Here is a 17142-nt window from a genome sequence, read left to right on the forward strand (position 1 = left end):
GGATGACCACCGAGGGGGAGAATCCGCAGAAGACGGCGCCACCGGCCGTATCGGCCAAGCGGGCCCTGGTCGGCCGGCTGTCCTGGGGACTTGCCGACCAGGCGGCCTCCAGCATCAGCAACTTCGCGGTGGGCATCTACGTGGCCCGCTCGCTGGGGGTGACCGCGTTCGGCGTGTTCAGCCTGGCCTGGGTGACCTACGGCGTCGTCCTCAACGTCTCGCGCGGCCTCGCCACCGACCCGCTCGTGGTGCGCTTCAGCGGCGTGCCGGACACGTCCTGGCGCGGTGCGGTGGCCCGCTCGACGGGTACCGCGCTCGGCGTCGGCACGGCTCTCGGCGTGGTGTGCCTGGCGGCCGGGCTCGGTCTCGGCGGCCGCGTGGGGCCCGCGTTCGCCGCCCTCGGCATCATGCTGCCGGGGCTGCTCCTCCAGGACGCCTGGCGGTTCTCGTTCTTCGCCGCCGGAGCCGGGCGGAAGGCGTTCGTCAACGACGTCGTGTGGGGCATCGCGCTCGTCCCGGCCATGGTGGTGGCGGCCCACGTGGACAGCGTGGCCGCCTTCGTGCTCGCCTGGGGCGCGTCCGCCACGGTGGCCGCTGGCTACGGCTACCTCCAGTCCGGCATCCGGCCGCACATGGCACAGGCCCGCGGGTGGCTTCGCGAGCAGCGCGATCTCGGCTACCGGTACCTGGTCGAGAACGTCAGCCTCAGCGGCGCCAGCCAGGTGCGGGCGTACGGGCTCGGCGTGATCGTCGGGGTCGGCGCGGTGGGCGCGGTGCGGGGCGCCGAACTCCTGATGGGCCCGTTCCTCGCCGTGCTGATGGGGCTTTCGCTGGTCACCGTCCCGGAGGCGGCACGGGTGCTGCGGCGGGCCCCGCACCAACTGGGCAGGTTCTGCCTCCTCCTCGGCGGCGGGCAGGCCGCCGGAGCGCTGCTCTGGGGTTCGGCGCTGCTGCTGATGCCGGACCGGCTCGGCGGACTGGCGCTCGGCGATGTCTGGCACTCCTCCTCGCACCTCATCGTGCAGATCACCCTCAGTGTCGCGGGAGCGGGCCTCGGCACCGGCGCGGCGGCCGGGCTGCGCGCGCTTGGCGCGGCCCGGCGCAGCCTGCGCTGCCAACTGTTCGCCTCCGCCTGCTATGTCGGCGGCGGGCTCGGCGGCGCGGCCGTCGCCGGTACGGCCGGCTCGGCCTGGGGCGTCGCCGCCGCGACCCTCAGCGGCTCGGTCGTGTGGTGGCTGCAACTGCGGTCCGCCCTGCGCGAGCGTCACCGCCATCCCATCCCCGAAGTGAGGACCGCATGACCGACCGACCCAGGCTGAGCATCGGCCTGCCCGTGTACAACGGCGAGGAGTACCTGGCCGAGTCGTTCGACGCCCTGCTCGGCCAGACCTACGAGGACTTCGAACTGGTCGTCTCCGACAACGCCTCGACGGACGGGACCGAGGACATCTGCCGCAAGTACGCCGCGCAGGACTCCCGCATCCGGTACCTCCGGCTGCCCCGGAACATCGGCGCCACGCCGAACCACAACCATGTGTTCGCCGAGTCCCGCGGCGAACTGTTCAAGTGGGCCTCCCACGACGACCTTTACGGCCGTGACCTGCTGCGGCGCTGCGTGGAGGCGCTGGACGAGCGGCCGGACGTGATCCTCGCGCACACCGGCCAGGCGGTCATCGACGGCGACGGCCAGGTGACGGTCCCCTACGAGTACACCCTCGCCACCGACTCGCCGCACGCGCCGGAGCGCTTCCGCAGTCTGCTGTTCGAGCCGGGCGGCGACGACTTCTACGGAGTGATGCGGGCCGACATGCTGCGCCGGGTGAAAGCGATGGACAGCTACCACCACGCGGACCGCACGTTCGTCGCCGAGATCACCCTGCACGGGCCCTTCCACCAGGTGCCGGAGCTGCTGTACTTCCGCCGCGATCACCCCACCCGCGCCGAGCGGGCGAACCCGTCCAAGCGCTCCCGGTGCGTCAACCTGGACCCGCGCCGGGCCGGCTTGCTGCACCCGACGCCCCGGTTGCTCGCCGAGTACGTCTGGGGCTTCGCCTCGGCGATCCGACGGGCGCCCCTGTCCCCGGCCGACCGGCGCGCGTGCTACCGCCACCTGGCCGCGTGGATGACCAGCCGGGCCCGGCCGGGCGCCGGCGAGCGCGTCGAGGACCGTGCCCCGGTCGACCCGGCCCTGCTCACGGTCTCCGTCGACGCCCTCGTCGCCGGCCGTGAGGGAAGGCAGTCATGACGCCGACGGACGAAACCCCGGTGCGCGTCGGGGTGTTCGGCCTGCTCGGCTCCGGAAACCTCGGCAACGACGGGTCGCTCCAGGCCGTCCTCGGGTACCTGCGCGCCGAGCACCCGGAGGCGGTCGTGGACGCGCTGTGCGGCGGACCCGAGGCCGTGACGGCCCGGTTCGGGATCCCCGCCACTCGGATGCACTGGAACCGCGCGGAGTACCGGACCGCCTCACGTGCGGGCGCGATCGCGTCGAAGGGGCTCGGCAAACTCGTCGACGTCTTCCGCACCGCCGCCTGGGTGCGCCGGCACGACGTGGTGATCGTGCCGGGCATGGGCGTCCTGGAGGCCACCCTGCCGCTGCGGCCCTGGGGCTTCCCGTACTCGCTGTTCCTGCTCTGCGCGAGCGGCCGGCTGCTCGGCACCCGGGTCGCGCTGGTCAGCGTCGGCGCCGCCGAGATCCGCAACCGGCCCACCCGGGCCCTGGTGCGCTGGTCGGCACGGCTGGCCGCGTACCGGTCGTACCGGGACGCCCAGTCCCGGGACGCGATGCGGGCGATGGGCGTGGACACCGCGCGCGACGAGATCTACCCGGATCTGGCGTTCGCCCTGCCGACACCGCCGGCGAGCGCGCCCTCGGGCTCACCGGGCCCGGTCTGCCTCGGTGTCATGGACTTCCACGGCGGCAACGACGACCGCGCCCGGGCGGACGAGATCCACCGGCGCTACCTCGACGGGACGATCCGGTTCGTCCGCGTGCTGGTCGAGGAGGGCAGGCAGGTCCGGCTGCTCACCGGCGACGAGTGCGATGCTTCGGTGGTCGCCGCGATCCTCGACGCGGTGGACTCACCGCTGGTCACCGCCGCCGAGCCGGCCTCACTGGCCGACCTGATGAACGAGATGGCGGCCGCCGACACCGTAGTGGCCGTCCGCTACCACAACGTGATCTGCGCGCTGAAGACCGGCACGCCCGTGCTCGCCCTCTGCTACGCAGCGAAGAGCGACGCGCTCATGGCCCGGATGGGCCTCGGCGCGTACTGCCACCCGGCGCGCGAGGTCGACGCCGACCGGCTCCTCGAGCAGTTCCGGGCGCTGGAGAAGCGGTCGGCCGAACTGCGGGGGACCCTCGCCGAGCGGAACCTGGACGCCGCCCGGCAACTCGACGACCAGTTCACCGCCTTGACCGCCGCCCTGTTCCCGGCGACCGCCCACACCCACGCCCACACCCAGGCCCGCCCTCGGCAGGAGTCTCCATGAAAGCGACCGAAGTCCCGGAGATCGCCGGCGCGTTCCTGTTCGAGCCGACGCCGTACGCCGACGAGCGCGGCTTCTTCTGCCGCACCTTCGACGCCGACGTGGTCCGCTCGGTGGGCCTCGACCCACACGCCTTCGTCCAGGACAGCGTGTCCCGCTCGGTCCGGGGCGTGCTGCGCGGCCTGCACCTGCGCTCCGGCGCCGGCGAGGCAAAGCTGGTGCGGTGCTCGTACGGGAGGATCTTCGACGTCGTCGTGGACCTGCGGCCGGACTCGCCGACCTACCTGAACCGGGCCTTCTTCCAACTGTCCGGCGAGACACAGGTGACCGTGTACATCCCCGCGGGGTGTGCGCACGGCTTCCAGGCCCTGACCGAAACCGCCGACACCTCCTACCGGATCGACCGCCCGCACGACCCGGCCGAGGACGTGACGATCGCCTTCGACGACCCGGAACTCGCCATTCCCTGGCCGCTGCCGGCCGCACTGATGTCCCAACGGGACCGGGAGGCGCCGAGCCTCGCCCAGGTCCTGAAGCACAGAGAAAGTTGAGGTCCCCGTGGACACCGAAGAGCTTCACCTGCCCCTGTCGCGGACAGCCAACGAGCGGCTTCACACCATGATCCCCGGGGGCGCGCACACCTACGCCAAGGGCGACGACCAGTACCCCGAGAACCTGGCCCCGGTCATCAGCCACGGCAGCGGCGCCCACGTGTGGGACGTCGACGGCAACCGCTACATCGAGTACGGCTCCGGCTTGCGGTCGGTCAGCCTCGGCCACGCCCACCCACGCGTGCTCGAGGCGGTCCGGCGGGAACTCGACCGCGGCAGCAACTTCGTCCGGCCGTCCATCGTGGAGGTCGAGGCCGCGGAACGCTTCCTGGCCACGGTACCGACCGCCGAGATGGTGAAGTTCGCGAAGAACGGCTCCGACGCCACCACCGCCGCGGTGCGCCTCGCCCGCGCCGCCACCGGCCGCTCGCGGGTGGCCCTCTGCTCCGACCACCCGTTCTTCTCCGTCGACGACTGGTTCATCGGCACCACACCGATGTCCGCCGGCATTCCGGCGGCGACCACCGAGCTCACCGTGTCCTTCCCCTACGGGGACCTGGCCGCCACGGAGGAACTGCTCACCCGGTACCCGGACGACATCGCCTGCCTGATCCTGGAACCCGCCACCCACACCGAGCCGCCGCCCGGGTACCTCGCCGGACTGCGCGAGCTGGCCGACCGGCACGGCTGCGTACTGGTCTTCGACGAGATGATCACCGGCTTCCGCTGGTCCGAGGCGGGCGCCCAGGGCCTGTACGGCGTCGTCCCCGACCTCTCCACGTTCGGCAAGGCGCTGGGCAACGGATTCGCCGTCTCCGCGCTGGCCGGCCGCCGTGACCTGATGGAACGGGGCGGACTGCGCGGTTCCGGCGAGCGGGTGTTCCTGCTGTCCACCACGCACGGTGCGGAGACGCACTCCCTGGCAGCCGCGATGGCCGTGCAGGCCACCTACGTCGAGGAGGGCGTCACCGCGCGGCTGCACGCCCTCGGCGAGCGGCTGGCCGCCGGTGTCCGCGACGCCGCGGCCGCCATGGGCGTCGGCGACCACGTCGTCGTCCGGGGCCGGGCCAGCAACCTGGTCTTCGCCACCCTCGACGAGAACCTGCAACCGTCGCAGCAGTACCGCACCCTGTTCCTGCGCCGGCTCCTCGCGGGCGGGGTGCTCGCCCCGTCGTTCGTGGTGAGCAGCGCACTCGACGACGCGGACATCGACCGCACCATCGGCGTGGTGGCCCAGGCATGTGCGGTGTACCGGAAGGCACTGGACGCCGCCGACCCCACTCCCTGGCTGGCCGGGCGAGCGGTGAAGCCCGTATTCCGCAGCTTGGCGTGACGAGACGTCAGCGGCGCTCCCGCCGGCCCACGCCGGTCGTCCGGTCGGTCACCTGGTCGGTCGTCCGGTCGGTCGTCCGGTCGGTCATCCTGTCGACCGCCCGGTCGACCAGCCACGCGGTCGCCGGTATCACCGCCAGCGCGGTGCACCAGCCGCCGAGGGCGTCGGTCGGGTAGTGCGCGCCCAGGCCGACCTCCGCCCAGCCCATGGTGGCGCCGGCGACCAGCGCCGCGGCGAGTACGAGTGACAGGCCGGCCTTCCAGCCGAGGCCGAGCCGACCGGTCGCGAGCAGCGCGGCCATGAGGGCGAGCGCGGTGAAGAAGGCTGTGTGCCCGCTCGGGTAGGAGAGGTTGCCGGCGCCGTGGATGGTGCGACCCACCAGTTGCTTGAGCAGCGTGGTCGTCCCCACGGTCAGGCCGGCGCCGGCCACCACGAGCACCGCTGCGCGGGGACGCCGCAGCAGCAGGCAGCCCGCCACGCCGGCCACGATCAGCATCGCCGATCCCGCGGGTTCCCCCAAGAAGTCCAAGGCCAGAGCGACGTACCGCCACGGCGGACGCACACTGTCCGCCGTCGGCCGGACGATCCACCTGTCCACCCTGCTGGGCTCGCCGTGGCCGGCGAACAGGACCCCGAGCGCGACGACCACCAGCGTGGCGAGCACTGAGATCAGCCAGAGTGACACACGCAGCGACGGGGGCAGCGTCGCGCGCGCCGACCTGCGGGTCATAAGCCCACCGCGCCGCGGTCCGCTCCTGCCAGGCGATCCAACGCGAGCCCCCGTCGCCATCGCCCTGGCCAAGGGCATCGGGATCAGCCTCTGTTGGTCACCCTAACCAACAACCCGCGCAGACATACGAGCAGTGCCAAAACAACTCCGTAAGGACAAACGCGTCACCCTGACCGGCCTGTGTGGGCGTTCTGCGAGAGTTCTCACGGAAGCGGTCACCAGGCCGGCTGCCGTCGCACCGAGGATCTGCGTGGCGTTCCTGACGGAAGCCAGCAGGGAGCTGGCCCGCTGGATACCACGCCCTGCCGCCAGATTTGCGACGATGCCGCGCAGCGCGAGCCTGGTCAGTCCCTGGAAAATGCCGTTGAGGCCCGACAGCGGCAGCAGGAACGCCGGGTGCTTATGAGTCAGGAGGAGGAGCGCGACGCCGACCTGGGCGAGGCCGGCGCCCAGGCTGGTGAGGCGGAGGACGGTGTCGCGCCGGTAGCGGTCGGCGATACCGCCGCCCAGTAGGAGCGTTGCGAGTATGGGAACCAGGGCCGCCGTTGACTCCTTCGGCGTCGGTCCAGGTGAGCCCAAAGCTGTTCATCTTGATCGTCATGGGCCCAACATTGCCGTTGGCGCCGGCAGTGCCTATTTTCGGGCGGGATCTATCCTGATGGCTGGTTTGTGGTGCATGGTGTGCGGACGGCGCCTCACCCTCCCCCAGGCGGAGGCCTCTCGGGCCCTGCCGCTCCCTGTTGCGGCGGCGCCCGCCACGCCTCCCGGCTCCCCACGGGAGGCCGCGCGGTTGCCTGCGTGCAGTGCTCCCTCGGCGGCCACAGCCTGATCTGTTGGTTCTCATGCCGCGCGGCATCAGCCATCGTCTTCTGGGAACGCTTGAGGGGGCTTGCCCGCCGACACGTCGATGAGTTTTGGATTCTGGCACAGATCTTGGGGAGCGGTCGCAGAGGGTGACGGGACGTTCGATTGCAGGAGAGGGCTACGATCCCGGGCCCGTCAACGTTCACGCATTCTGGTCCACCACCAGCCCGACATTGCCCACTCGATGTTGTTGGGCTCGGGAAGGGTACGGCGCTCGAATTCCTCATCAATGCGCGTGATCAGTCGACCCAAGTCCCGTTTGGCCCCGGGAGGAAGGTGCAGCATCGCCCACTCCAGGTCATCACGGGCATCTTCCACCTCTATACCGGGCGAACAGACCTCGGAGGCGTCCAGATACCGTCCGGGCTGCTTAAAAGCCCACTCGAAACGAGAGAGCCCATGAGCGACCGCGTTGGGCCACATCTCCTGGTCTTCGACCCGGCGGATCGCTGCACGGGTCCGCGCGGAGACACCGGGAACCCTCAGGACCGGATACTGCCATCGTGGCCGCCACCGCTCTGCACGGACGGCCTTGGGACGCCTACGCGGCATCGCCCTTTCGGATCAACATGAGGCCATCCTTCCACGGCTGGGCACCTCCATGGACCCCAGTCCTCGGTTCTCGCGCCGATCTTGGTGGACGTCTCGGAGTGTTACTGGAGCAGGATCATCTTGCGGAGTAGCTCGAATCCGGCTCGGCCGTAGAGCTGCCGCTTGATCTTCTTGATGCGGTTCACAGCACCCTCGATGCTGCCTGAGCTCCAGTCGAGAGTGAGCCCGGCTGTCACGGCGTCGAGGACTCGGAGCAGGTGGAGTGCGAAGCCGGTGAGGCCGGGTAACTGGCTGGCGTCGACTGCGTCGATCCAGGTTGGGAGTGTGGAGCCGAGGCGGTCGGTGAGCATCTTGCCGAAGTCGCGGACGTGTCCAGCCGCCTTGTCCAGTTCCGGGCAGCGGGCCAGGACCTCCTTCAGGCCGGCCCGGTCTTCCTCTGTCAGAGTCGCGGGGTGCTTGGTGAGCCAGCCGGTCACCTGCCGCACTGTCGGCGGCCGAGGCGGTGCGGCGGACGGAGTCCCGCGCAAAGTAGCGATGTGCGCGCGGACCATGGCGTAGGTGACAGGAGCTTGCCTGGCAACCAGCTCGCCGTGCAGTCGGGTGATGCTGATGCACCCCGCAGCAAATCGGCGTTCCAAGTAGGGCTTGTAGGGGTCCAGCCTGCTGGGCCGGGGCGGGTTTTCACGGAAGGTGTCCTGCCAGCGTGCGGCGGCCGCTTATCGGAGCACGGTGTTGAGACCCCAGCCCAGGTGCCGGGCAATCGCCCGGCGTGAGTGACCTTGGGCAAGCATCTCGTGGACCAGGGCATGTGCTGCCTTCTTCCGCTCGGGCCGCCGGCCGACGGGCTCTGAGTCGTCCTGCGGTCGACCCGAAGCCCCTCCGGTGGCCTCCGGCAACACGCTTCTGGGCGAAGGGTTGCGCAGGCGGTCGCCGTGGGCGGCGATGCAGGTCTCCACGGCCCGGCCGAGGCCCTGCCACAGATGGAACCGGTCGGCGACCTGCAGAGCGTTCGGGGCACCGCGCCGGGCACCCTCGGCGTTGGCGCCCGCCCGGTCCCGGCAGATGATCTGCACGCCCGGGTGGCGGGTCAGCCAGGCGGCCAGCGGTCCGGCTTCACGCGTCGGGAGCACATCGACCACGCGATGGTCTTCGACGCTGGTCAAGACAGTGGAGTACGTCTGGCCGCGGCGGATCGCGAAGTCGTCCACGCCCAGCACACGCGGAGTACTGAACCGTGGATCGGGCAATGATGTGACCCTGCGTAACAAGGTCATCCTTCCCGCGCCGAAACCCAGTTGGGCCGTCAGCCGAGCGCCGGGCCGCCCGGCCAGGGCGAGCCCCACTCGCTCCAGGGCGTGGTTGAGCCGAGTGGCGAACCGTGCGTGCGGGGCGGCCAGCCGGGAGAACGGCTCGGCGAACGTCCGGCGCGGGCAGTCCGCCGCTCCGCAGATGAAGCGCCGGACCGTCAGTCGGATCACGAAGCCCTGCTCAGCGAGCGGAAGGTCTTTCAGCCTGCGCTGGCACCGGTCGTGGATTCGGTCCGAGAAGCGGCCGCAGTCCGGGCATGCGGCCCCGGTCTCGCGGCCTCTCGCCACCACCTCGACCGTGTCGAATGCGGCTGTAACCGTCTCGACGTACACCTCGTCGATCCCGTCGAACATCAGTGAGCCTTTTCCAACCTGCTCGCTGCGAGCGTGGTGCTCGACTGGTCATGCACCTTCGGTGTCCAGTCGCTCCGCGGACTGGAGCAGGTACTCGGGCAGTTTTGAACTGGCCGCCAACACCTCGATGCCGATGAGGCGGCCCTGCTCGTCGAAGTCGAGGTTGATCATGCCGTCGACGTCCACTGGATCGCAGGGATACATGCGCACGGACTGCACGCGGGCCTGCGGTTCGGTGAGGTAAACGTACGCTGCGTTCACGGTTTTGTCGTAGGTGACTCTGACGTCTGTCACGGTGAGCAGTCTCCCCTGCTGTCGTTGACGGGGGCGCTGTCCTTGTCCATGCCTCCGGCCACAGCGACCTCAGGCTGCCGTGGCAAGGTGCAAGGCCAGGACGGCCTTGACGATGTCGGTGATGCGGGCGGTGCTGCAACGGAGTTTGCGCAGGAGCCGCCAACTCTTCAGTATGGCGTTGGCCTGCTCTCCGACGGCTCGGATCCTGGCGTGGGAGGAGTTCACCGCCCGCTTCCCGGCTGGGAGCGTGCTCCTGCGGCCCCGGTAAGGCACCCGGATCGTCCCTCGAGCTCCCTGATATCCCTTGTCTGCCCACGTCCGGATGCCGGCTTGGGTTGAGGTACCCCCGCTGTGCGGGGTGGCTGACTAGCTGGTCAGGGCGGTTTGACGTGGTTTCAGGTTCACTTGTTCGGCCGTTGCCTGGTTGGCGTAGTGCTTCTCCTCGTACTCGATGGGGCTGAGGTAGCCGAGTCGTTTTTGGATGCGGCGGGGTTGTAGAAGCATGACCCTGTTGCCCAATTGGTTCTTGTGGCGAGTTCGAGGGCCGCGAGCCGGGAGGTTCTGGTCTGGGCGAGCGGGGTGCCGGTCCACCAGGCGTCGAGCCGGATCAAGTTGACTGCAGTGGCTGTCAGGACATGGCCGAGGTGTGTTTTGGCTAGGCCGCGACAGCGGGTGCGACGCATACCGCCGACGGCGACGGCTTGGTGGATGGTTCCCTCAACACCGGCCCTGGCGGCGTGGCGTTCCTTCCACGCCTTGGTGGTCTGCTCGGCGCGGACGCGTTCGAGCAGGGCGTCTTGCCCTTGAGGCGGGACGGTGAGCTGTCGGCCGTACTGGGTGGAGCGGGTGCACTGGTCCCGGACGGGGCAGGGAGAGCAGGTCGTGGTCGCGAAGCGGATTCTGATCGCGTCGCGGCCGTTGTTGTCGAGGCCGACTGTCCAGTAGCGGCTGGTCCGGCCGGACGGACAAGTGGCAGTCCTTTCCTGCCAGTTGATGGTGAAGGCGGACTTGCCGAACCCGGCGGACCTGATCTGTTGCGGGGTGCTGTTCGGCCGGACCGGTGCGATTCACACAGATTTCGCGTTCGACAGGGGCGGTCAGCAGGAGTTCGGCGGAGGAGTATCCCGAGTCCAGGAGGTGTTCGGCGGGCTTGAGGCTCTTGGTGGTGAGGCGTCGTGCACTGCGTCGACGACGGTGGCGTCGTTCGCGGTGGCATCGGTGGTCACCACGTGGGTGATCAGATGCGGCTGCCCGGAGCCGGTGCAGTCCTCGCTCAAGTGGACCTTGTAGCCGGTGCAGGCCGAGCCGCGCTTGTGTGAATACCGGGCCTGGGGATCGTACGGCGAGGCGATCAGCGCTCTGCCCGGCGGGAGATCATCCTTGCCTCGCCAGCCCACCTCCTGCACTCCGTCGGTGACGGTGCGTGTGAACTGCTGGATCCAGACCGTCCGAAGCACGGTCACCGCGGGGATCTCGCGCAGCCATGTCGGTGCCGTGGAAGTGTGTACGGCTTCGAGTAAACGGTAGCCGTCGGCAGCAATCTGCTGGGCCAGCCGGTCGCGTTCGGACCGTTCGGAGGGCAGCCGGTAGGCATCGGTCCTGGCGCCGTAGCGCTTCTGCCATGCCGGGTCCATCCAGCTCACGAGCCACTGGGCACTGGCCGCGGGCACTGCTTCCAGGCAGGCCCGGAGCGTCTCGCCGATGAACTCCAACCGGTTCAAGCGCCGGACGGCCGCCAAGACATGAGTGGAGTCGGTGCGCTGCCGCCCTCCGGCGCTGACCAGGCCCTGACCGGCCAGGCGCTCCAGCAGCAGGTCCAGCACCCGCTCCTCCAGGCCGTGGTCCGGCAGCCGTTGCCGGAACCCGGTCAGCACCGTGAAGTCGAAGCCGGGATCGGTGAGCTCCAGTCCCAGCAGGTACTTCACGTCGATCCTGGCCCGCACCGCGTGCGCTGCCTGTCGGTCCGTCAGGTCCTCAACGAATTGCAGCACGCTTACCAGGGCGAGCTGTCCGGGCGAGATGCCAGGCCGGCCGCGGTCTCCGAACGCCTCGCGGAACTCCTCGTTCGAGAAGACTGACCCGGCCACAGCCGCCACCCCCTGTCGTAGGGCGACCCCATTCACGCGCCCCTGACCAGCAGGATCCGTCTCGCCGCCTGCCTCCGACCGAGTGATCGACGCAAATTCCCTCGAATTGGGCAACAGGGTCCGTCGATGTACTCGAAGAGTGGGAGGTTCGCTTCGGCTCTGGTGGCGAAGACGCGGCCGCGGATGCACTCGGTCTTGATGACCATCCATAGGTTCTCCGCCAGGGCGTTGTCGAACGAGTCGCCGACCGAGCCCATAGACGCCTGGATACCTGCCCTGAGCAGGCGAGTTGTGAGCTTCACGGACGTGTATTGACAGCCGTGGTCGGCGTGGTGAATGAGCTCGCCGGGGGCGACTTCGCGGCTGGCCAGGGCATACTCCAGCGTGGTCAGGACCAGGTCGGCGTCCGCGCGGGCGGAGGTTTCCCAGGCCACCACCCGGCGGGAGAACGCGTCGCGGATCGCGGACGGGAAGAAGGTGGGCGGCCGCAAGCGGCACCTGGTGGTGGACTGCCTCGGCCTCGTCCTGGCCGTGTGGGTGACCGCGGCGAGCGTGCAGGACCGCGACGCCGCCGTCCCACTGCTTGAGCGGCTTCGCAAGACGTATTTCTCCATCCGCCTGGTGTGGGCGGACGGCGGCTGTGCCGGGCGCCTGGTCGACTGGGCGGCCGAGAAACTCCAGCTCGCCCTCGACATCGTCAAACGCTCCGACGACACCACCGGGTTCGTGGTGCTGCCCCGCAGGTGGGTGGTGGAAAGAACGCTGAGCCGGCTGATGCGCTCACGTAGTCTGGCGCGCGACTACGAGAGGCTGCCCGCCATGCACGAGGCCATGGTGCTGTGGTCGATGACCATGCTCATGAGCGGCCGCCTGGCCGGACGCCGCCCCGGTGCTTTCAGCCGGCCGGCCCTGCGGGCGCGGTGAACACCCCCGGCCGCACCTGCAGGGCCCAGCCCCGCTCCACCAGGCGTTTCGCCTTCGACCGCAGCCCCTCGACCTTCGCCGGGACCGCCTGCAGGCCCAGGGCCACGGCCAACTGCTGGCAGCGCATCCCCTCCCGGCCCGCCGACTCCAGCACCGACACGATCCGCTGGTAGTCCGCCGCGAGCACCGACGTCGACATTCCTTCACTCCGGTGCGGCACCGGCGAGCCCGTCATCGCGCCCCGTACCGGCTCCGCGACTGCCGAAGGCGGCTCGGCCAGTACCTCGGCCACCGTCGCCCGGGCATCCACCAGCCGCTGAAGGGCTCCTTCCGCCTCACCGAGCGCGGCCTGCACCCGCTCGGCCTCCTCCCGCAACCCCGCGATCTCTTCCCGGACCCTCTTCTCCCGGGCCTCCAGCAGACCGAGCACCGACGGCACCAGCCACCTCCACGAGCCAGACAAGCGGAGCAACCACGCCCATCTCTCCCGCCACCGACCGCAGTTCATGCCCACCTACCCCGAACCAACCGATCGCGTTCGGAAAGCGGATGGCGTCTCAATGAGGTGGGTCAGCCCTGGTCGCCGGGTCCGGGGCAGGAGTTGAGCGTTCGGTTCGGTGTGGGGACATCGCCATGGATCGTCTCGAAGGCTCCTCGCTCCGTCTGACCCAGGCCGCCAGCGGTCAGGGCATCGTCCCGCTGAACCAGCCGGGCTGACCCCGGCTCTCCCTCAGACGGGCTCCGGAAGTGGGCCGAGGTGCTTGATGACGCGCACACGCAGAAGGAGGTACTCCTCCCAGCGGCGCGGCAGAGGGCCCGGCGGGCGCTCGACGACATGGGCAGCAGCGACGGTCTGTCCGAGCTGGAACTGCTCGCGCGTCAGGTCGAGTTCAACACCGCTGGGCAGCCGGTTCCACCAGTGGAAGCCGTGCTGGGTCCCGTCAAGGTGCACCTCACCAACTATGAGATCACCGCCGAAGACGTCGTTGACGACCAAGGCCGTGATGTCACAGTGCCCCCAGGCCGGGTTGCCGGGCTGCCAGTCGGCTTGGTTATCGGGCGAACAGGTGTCGGCGGCCCAACTGGCACGCAGGGCTCTGTCGAGATCGAGCAGGTTCCAAGGGAGCATGACTCCAGCCTCGCAGCCACCACTGACATCGCAGATGGCACAGGAGCCGCGAGCCCGACACGGGGACCGTACTTGCACGAGCCGCCGAACAGGCGACAAATAGTCATACCGGGCAGGGAGATCAACTGCCCGTCAGCAAGGACTGGAGTTGTCCGCTCACCCGGATGTCCCACTGTCCGTGGACACCTCCTCCGGAGGAATCGGAGCCGTGCCTGAGCAGTACCGGCAGCCGCCTTGCCGGCCCGCAGCAATGTTGTCCAGCCGCGGTGACTTTTCTCTACCGCACGCTTCATGGCGGCAGTGCCAGGGCTGTTCACTTCCTGGATAGGGCTCCAGTGGTTCGAGCCCGGCATCCCGCATAATCAGCACAGGATCGCGTGGATCCTTCCGCGGACGTCCCGTCGCCACCCGGCCTCCTTCTGAAGTGCCCGCTTCCGGGGTGAGGGTCGCACGCGGCACTGACAACGGCCTTGTTCACGTCAGGAGCTTGGGGCGGGCTTCCTCGCGGCGGCCTTCTTGCCCGGCCCTTTCCGGGCTGCTGTCCTCTTCGTGGTCTTCTGGATGTGACTGCGTTTGAGCGAATGGCGGCGTGAGCCGACGACGAAGCGCTACGTTCCGACGATGCGGGGCGGCGGTGGATCTTGGCGTTGATTGGCGATTCTGAGGCTGTTGTGTCAGTGGCGCCGGTTATGTTGCCAGGCATGGCAAGTTGGATCGACCGCGGCGTCATGGCGTGGGTGGACGAACAGCGGTACCGGGAAGACGAAACCGTCTTGGTGTACTTCAAGGGGACCAGCCTGGCCGTCATGGCCGAAGGCCTGTCCGCGCAGCATCGGCCGCCGTTCGCCTACGGCAACGACATAGCACCCGGCGACTGGGGCGTGATCGTGCACCACATGTTCAACCGCGACGACTACGATGAGATCGACTACGGTGAGCTGTGCCCTCGGGGCGCTGAGCTGATGGTGTTCGTTCCCAATCCGTGCGTTGCCAAGGCCCACGGGCCCAAGGCGTACCACTACAAGGACGGCCAGCTATCGTCCTGCATCAACTACGAGGACCCCGACTGCGTCGGAGAGTACTGGCCCAACAAGATGGCCCCTCTCATCACGGCGGCCGGACTGGACCGCCAGCACGAGACCTATGAGGAGCAGCTGACCCAGCTGATCTGTGACCACCTGGGGCTGCCCGCACTGAATCGCGACACCATCACGGTGGACCGCGACCTGGTGGCTTCCTACTACTAGGAGGTCTGTGACCTGCCGGGTTATGGCGGTTGGAGGTCGAGCCCGGTCTCGGCGACGAGTCCCTCGATGAGGCGGGGCCGGTACCGCATCCGTTTCAGCCGCGTCTTCACCAACGTGGTGAGCTGGTCGAGGCTGTGTTTGGTGAGGTTGGCCAGCGACCTCTTCTGGTGAAACCACACACCCTCGACGGGGTTGAGCTCGGGAGCGTACGGCGGCAGCTGGTAGATGGTCAGCCATAATCGGGCGGAGGCCAGCCCGTGCATGGCGCGGCTGACGTGCGTGTTCAGATTGCCCCAGACCAAAAAGGTCGGCCCGCCGAGCTGCTGGTGCGCGGCATCCCGCAGGCGGACGTAGTCGGTCTCGGTGAAGCCCTTGCGACGGCCTTTGGCAGGGTCGCGGTCGAGGTGGCTGCGGTAGATCAGCCGCGTCGGGGGCCGGCTTTGGTGCAGATCAGCGCTGCCATCGAGACACGTTTGGTGTCCTGGGCGGTGACGCGCACCAGCGGGGTGCGGTCCCGGTGGCCCCAGGTGCGGCCCTTGCCGGGCTTCAGGTCCTGGCCGGCTTCGTCGCTGAGTAGGCCCGGGGCGCGGTGCCGGGATTGCTCCCGGTCCGTTTCCCCGGACCCTCGCCGAACCCGCCGTGCCTGTTACCAGGCAACGGGCTCTCCACGGTCTCTGCCGTCAGGTGGTTGCAGGGGCCCAGGGGTTGGGGATCTTGTTGCCGCGGTAGCGATACCGGGTGACCGGGATCGCGCTGATCTTCCGCAACTTGATCCCGTCCGCGTTGATTGGCAGCCACCGCCCGGTGGGGGTGGTGAGCCGTCTGCGGACGTCGGACCAGTTCCAGTGATGCCGTGTCCTCAGCAGCCGGATGAGCCTCCACCAGAGGAGGTCGTCCAGCTTGCTGAAGATGTGTTTCGCGACGGCATGTCTGAAGTAGTGGGCCCAGCCGTGGGTGATCCGGTTGAGATTGATCAGCACCACGGCGAGGTCCTGCTGCGACGTTCTGTGGGTGAGGTGACGGATCTTCGCTTTCACCGACCGAAGAGGCCGGTCGGCGATGAAGGTGTAGACGTACCACTTGTTCGTTCCGCGCTTGCGGCGCCACTGGATGTGGAACCCCAGGAAGTCGAACCCCTCGCTCAGGTGCACCACTTGGGTCTTGGCCGGCGACAGCCGCAATCCCATTGGTGCGAGAACCTGGGCGATCTCTTCGTGCAGTGTCTCGGTGTCCTGCCTGGTCCCGTCGACCAGGACGACGAAGTCGTCCGCGTAGCGGACCAGCCGCCACGACGGCAGACCAATAGCCCGGCGTCGGCCGCGACGGTAGTCGGTGGACAGTTCTCCGCCTGGCTCCCATCCCCGGTGCAGGTGCTCATCGAGCACCGACAGGGCGATGTTGGCCAGAAGCGGGGAGAGAATGCCCCCTTGCGGCGTGCCGGTGAAGGTGTCCTGATATTCGCCGAGCTCCGTCAGGAGACCGGCCTTCAAGAACGCTTTCACCAGTGCCAGAACCCGCTTCTCCTTGATCCTCATCCGGACCCGGTCCATCAGCGCGGCGTGGTCGATCTCGTCGAAGCGCGCCGCGATGTCCGCGTCCAGCACCCAGCGGTAGCCGTGGGTGCCATAGAAATGGATCTCGGCAATCGCGTCCTGGGCCCGCCGCTTGGGCCGGAACCCGTAGGAGACCGGCTTGAAGTCGGCCCCGAAGATCGGTTCCAGCACCAGCTTCAACGCGGCCTGAACGACCCGGTCGGCGATCACTGGGATCCCCAGCCGTCGCACCTTTCCCGACCCACCCGGCTTGGGAATCTTGCGTTCCCGCACCGGCAACGGCCGGAAGGTGCCCTGCCTGAGCTGGGCACGAAGGTCGTCCAGGAACCCGGGAATACCGATCCTCTCCTCGACGTCGGTGGCACTCAGGCCGTCGATGCCGGGAGTGTTGGCTCCCCGGTTGCCGGCGACCCGGTCGAACGCCACTTGCAGCGTTGCCGGGTCGTGCACGAAGTTGAACAGATCGTCGAATCGGCGGCCTGGATCCGCCACCGCCCAACGGTGAAGCTTGACCTGCATCTCCGATACCCGCTGGCGCGGACCGATGAGGTCTGCGTCCGGCGTGGCACCTCCATTCGGCGGTGCGTCTTTCGGCATTGCAGCATCCTTTCCATCCCGATACCGCTGCCGCCCTTCCCCATGCTCCGGGCTTTCCCCGGCTCGGAGTACTACGGCGGCTCCGCCCCACCCGGGCCGTTCGGCGGTCGACGCACCTATCCCCGCCAACG

The 17142-nt window shown here is 69.0% G+C and carries 19 protein-coding genes and 1 pseudogene; 7 read left to right on the plus strand and 13 right to left on the minus strand.

The genetic code is table 11. The features are described from left to right. Positions 1 to 2: 2 nt before the first annotated feature. Genes AB0D59_RS08190 through AB0D59_RS08210 form a run of 5 tightly spaced genes read left to right on the plus strand, consistent with a single transcriptional unit; the run spans position 3 to position 5373 of the window. On the plus strand, positions 3 to 1301 hold the full coding sequence (locus AB0D59_RS08190) for a hypothetical protein (RefSeq protein ID WP_362562291.1): 1299 nt from the start codon (positions 3 to 5) through the stop codon (positions 1299 to 1301). Further along, entirely contained in the window at positions 1298 to 2245 is a 948-nt protein-coding gene (locus AB0D59_RS08195; protein ID WP_362562293.1) for a glycosyltransferase family 2 protein, read from the plus strand. Before AB0D59_RS08190 ends, AB0D59_RS08195 begins: the two co-directional genes overlap by 4 nt. Further along, positions 2242 to 3492 carry a polysaccharide pyruvyl transferase family protein gene (locus AB0D59_RS08200; protein ID WP_362562295.1) on the plus strand — a complete coding sequence of 417 codons (1251 nt, stop codon included), beginning with the start codon at positions 2242 to 2244 and terminating at the stop codon, positions 3490 to 3492. The genes AB0D59_RS08195 and AB0D59_RS08200 overlap by 4 nt, the downstream gene beginning before the upstream one ends. Then, on the plus strand, positions 3489 to 4040 hold the full coding sequence (rfbC, locus tag AB0D59_RS08205) for a dTDP-4-dehydrorhamnose 3,5-epimerase (RefSeq protein ID WP_362562296.1): 552 nt from the start codon (positions 3489 to 3491) through the stop codon (positions 4038 to 4040). The genes AB0D59_RS08200 and rfbC overlap by 4 nt, the downstream gene beginning before the upstream one ends. Positions 4041 to 4047: 7 nt before the next feature. Continuing rightward, on the plus strand, positions 4048 to 5373 hold the full coding sequence (locus tag AB0D59_RS08210) for a glutamate-1-semialdehyde 2,1-aminomutase (RefSeq protein WP_362562298.1): 1326 nt from the start codon (positions 4048 to 4050) through the stop codon (positions 5371 to 5373). A gap of 7 nt (positions 5374 to 5380) precedes the next feature. On the opposite strand, the gene AB0D59_RS08215 is transcribed toward AB0D59_RS08210, so the two are convergent. From AB0D59_RS08215 to AB0D59_RS08255, 9 genes and pseudogenes are all read right to left on the minus strand, one after another. After that, positions 5381 to 6103 carry a phosphatase PAP2 family protein gene (locus tag AB0D59_RS08215; protein WP_362562301.1) on the minus strand — a complete coding sequence of 241 codons (723 nt, stop codon included), beginning with the start codon at positions 6101 to 6103 and terminating at the stop codon, positions 5381 to 5383. Positions 6104 to 7102: 999 nt separating this feature from the next. Continuing rightward, the gene (locus AB0D59_RS08220) at positions 7103 to 7390 is read right to left on the minus strand and encodes a hypothetical protein (protein ID WP_362562303.1); all 288 of its coding nucleotides are present in this window, start codon (positions 7388 to 7390) and stop codon (positions 7103 to 7105) included. A gap of 230 nt (positions 7391 to 7620) precedes the next feature. Continuing rightward, positions 7621 to 7995, minus strand: a complete 375-nt coding sequence (locus tag AB0D59_RS08225; protein ID WP_362562305.1) for a transposase — start codon at positions 7993 to 7995, stop codon at positions 7621 to 7623. A gap of 240 nt (positions 7996 to 8235) precedes the next feature. Beyond that, a complete protein-coding gene (locus AB0D59_RS08230; protein ID WP_362562308.1) occupies positions 8236 to 9180 on the minus strand; it encodes an ISL3 family transposase in 945 nt (314 codons plus the stop codon). A 48-nt stretch (positions 9181 to 9228) separates the two neighbouring features. Next, the gene (locus AB0D59_RS08235) at positions 9229 to 9474 is read right to left on the minus strand and encodes a DUF2283 domain-containing protein (RefSeq protein ID WP_362562311.1); all 246 of its coding nucleotides are present in this window, start codon (positions 9472 to 9474) and stop codon (positions 9229 to 9231) included. A 69-nt stretch (positions 9475 to 9543) separates the two neighbouring features. Then, positions 9544 to 9810 (minus strand): annotated as a pseudogene (locus AB0D59_RS08240) (transposase family protein); the annotation flags it as partial. A 65-nt stretch (positions 9811 to 9875) separates the two neighbouring features. Further along, on the minus strand, positions 9876 to 10541 hold the full coding sequence (locus tag AB0D59_RS08245; RefSeq protein ID WP_362562680.1) for a transposase: 666 nt from the start codon (positions 10539 to 10541) through the stop codon (positions 9876 to 9878). 30 nt (positions 10542 to 10571) lie between these two features. After that, a complete protein-coding gene (locus tag AB0D59_RS08250) occupies positions 10572 to 11597 on the minus strand; it encodes a transposase (protein WP_362562313.1) in 1026 nt (341 codons plus the stop codon). After that, positions 11594 to 12052: a DDE-type integrase/transposase/recombinase gene (locus AB0D59_RS08255; protein WP_362562316.1), complete on the minus strand. Its 459-nt coding sequence runs from the start codon at positions 12050 to 12052 to the stop codon at positions 11594 to 11596. The genes AB0D59_RS08250 and AB0D59_RS08255 overlap by 4 nt, the downstream gene beginning before the upstream one ends. On the opposite strand from AB0D59_RS08255, the gene AB0D59_RS08260 reads away from it, so the two are divergent. Beyond that, positions 12039 to 12485 carry a transposase gene (locus AB0D59_RS08260; RefSeq protein WP_362562319.1) on the plus strand — a complete coding sequence of 149 codons (447 nt, stop codon included), beginning with the start codon at positions 12039 to 12041 and terminating at the stop codon, positions 12483 to 12485. The two genes, AB0D59_RS08255 and AB0D59_RS08260, sit on opposite strands and share 14 nt — an antisense overlap. Here the strand turns inward: AB0D59_RS08260 and AB0D59_RS08265 are convergent. Together AB0D59_RS08265 and AB0D59_RS08270 are read right to left on the minus strand one after the other, a co-directional pair. Further along, entirely contained in the window at positions 12457 to 12924 is a 468-nt protein-coding gene (locus AB0D59_RS08265) for a hypothetical protein (protein ID WP_362562321.1), read from the minus strand. The genes AB0D59_RS08260 and AB0D59_RS08265 overlap by 29 nt on opposite strands. A 291-nt stretch (positions 12925 to 13215) precedes the next feature. Continuing rightward, the gene (locus AB0D59_RS08270; protein ID WP_362562322.1) at positions 13216 to 13614 is read right to left on the minus strand and encodes a hypothetical protein; all 399 of its coding nucleotides are present in this window, start codon (positions 13612 to 13614) and stop codon (positions 13216 to 13218) included. Positions 13615 to 14315: 701 nt separating this feature from the next. On the opposite strand from AB0D59_RS08270, the gene AB0D59_RS08275 reads away from it, so the two are divergent. Then, positions 14316 to 14861, plus strand: a complete 546-nt coding sequence (locus AB0D59_RS08275; RefSeq protein WP_362562325.1) for a hypothetical protein — start codon at positions 14316 to 14318, stop codon at positions 14859 to 14861. Between the two features lie 20 nt (positions 14862 to 14881). Here AB0D59_RS08275 and AB0D59_RS08280 read toward each other — a convergent pair whose 3' ends face one another. Continuing rightward, a complete protein-coding gene (locus tag AB0D59_RS08280) occupies positions 14882 to 15163 on the minus strand; it encodes a transposase (RefSeq protein WP_362562326.1) in 282 nt (93 codons plus the stop codon). A gap of 378 nt (positions 15164 to 15541) precedes the next feature. Next, positions 15542 to 17011, minus strand: a complete 1470-nt coding sequence (ltrA, locus tag AB0D59_RS08285; protein WP_362562329.1) for a group II intron reverse transcriptase/maturase — start codon at positions 17009 to 17011, stop codon at positions 15542 to 15544. Between the last annotated feature and the right edge of the window lie 131 nt (positions 17012 to 17142).

This window comes from Streptomyces sp. NPDC048417, assembly GCF_040651615.1.
Classification (GTDB): Bacteria; Actinomycetota; Actinomycetes; order Streptomycetales; family Streptomycetaceae; genus Streptomyces.

Excerpts from the sequence above, each read along its gene's own strand:
- AB0D59_RS08220 (WP_362562303.1), bottom strand. The coding sequence starts at position 7,390 with ATGTGGCCCAACGCGGTCGCTCATGGGCTCTCTCGTTTCGAGTGGGCT.
- rfbC (WP_362562296.1), top strand. The coding sequence starts at position 3,489 with ATGAAAGCGACCGAAGTCCCGGAGATCGCCGGCGCGTTCCTGTTCGAG.
- AB0D59_RS08200 (WP_362562295.1), top strand. The coding sequence starts at position 2,242 with ATGACGCCGACGGACGAAACCCCGGTGCGCGTCGGGGTGTTCGGCCTG.
- AB0D59_RS08195 (WP_362562293.1), top strand. The coding sequence starts at position 1,298 with ATGACCGACCGACCCAGGCTGAGCATCGGCCTGCCCGTGTACAACGGC.
- AB0D59_RS08275 (WP_362562325.1), top strand. The coding sequence starts at position 14,316 with ATGGCAAGTTGGATCGACCGCGGCGTCATGGCGTGGGTGGACGAACAG.
- AB0D59_RS08270 (WP_362562322.1), bottom strand. The coding sequence starts at position 13,614 with ATGCTCCCTTGGAACCTGCTCGATCTCGACAGAGCCCTGCGTGCCAGT.
- AB0D59_RS08230 (WP_362562308.1), bottom strand. The coding sequence starts at position 9,180 with ATGTTCGACGGGATCGACGAGGTGTACGTCGAGACGGTTACAGCCGCA.
- AB0D59_RS08190 (WP_362562291.1), top strand. The coding sequence starts at position 3 with ATGACCACCGAGGGGGAGAATCCGCAGAAGACGGCGCCACCGGCCGTA.
- AB0D59_RS08215 (WP_362562301.1), bottom strand. The coding sequence starts at position 6,103 with ATGACCCGCAGGTCGGCGCGCGCGACGCTGCCCCCGTCGCTGCGTGTG.
- ltrA (WP_362562329.1), bottom strand. The coding sequence starts at position 17,011 with ATGCCGAAAGACGCACCGCCGAATGGAGGTGCCACGCCGGACGCAGAC.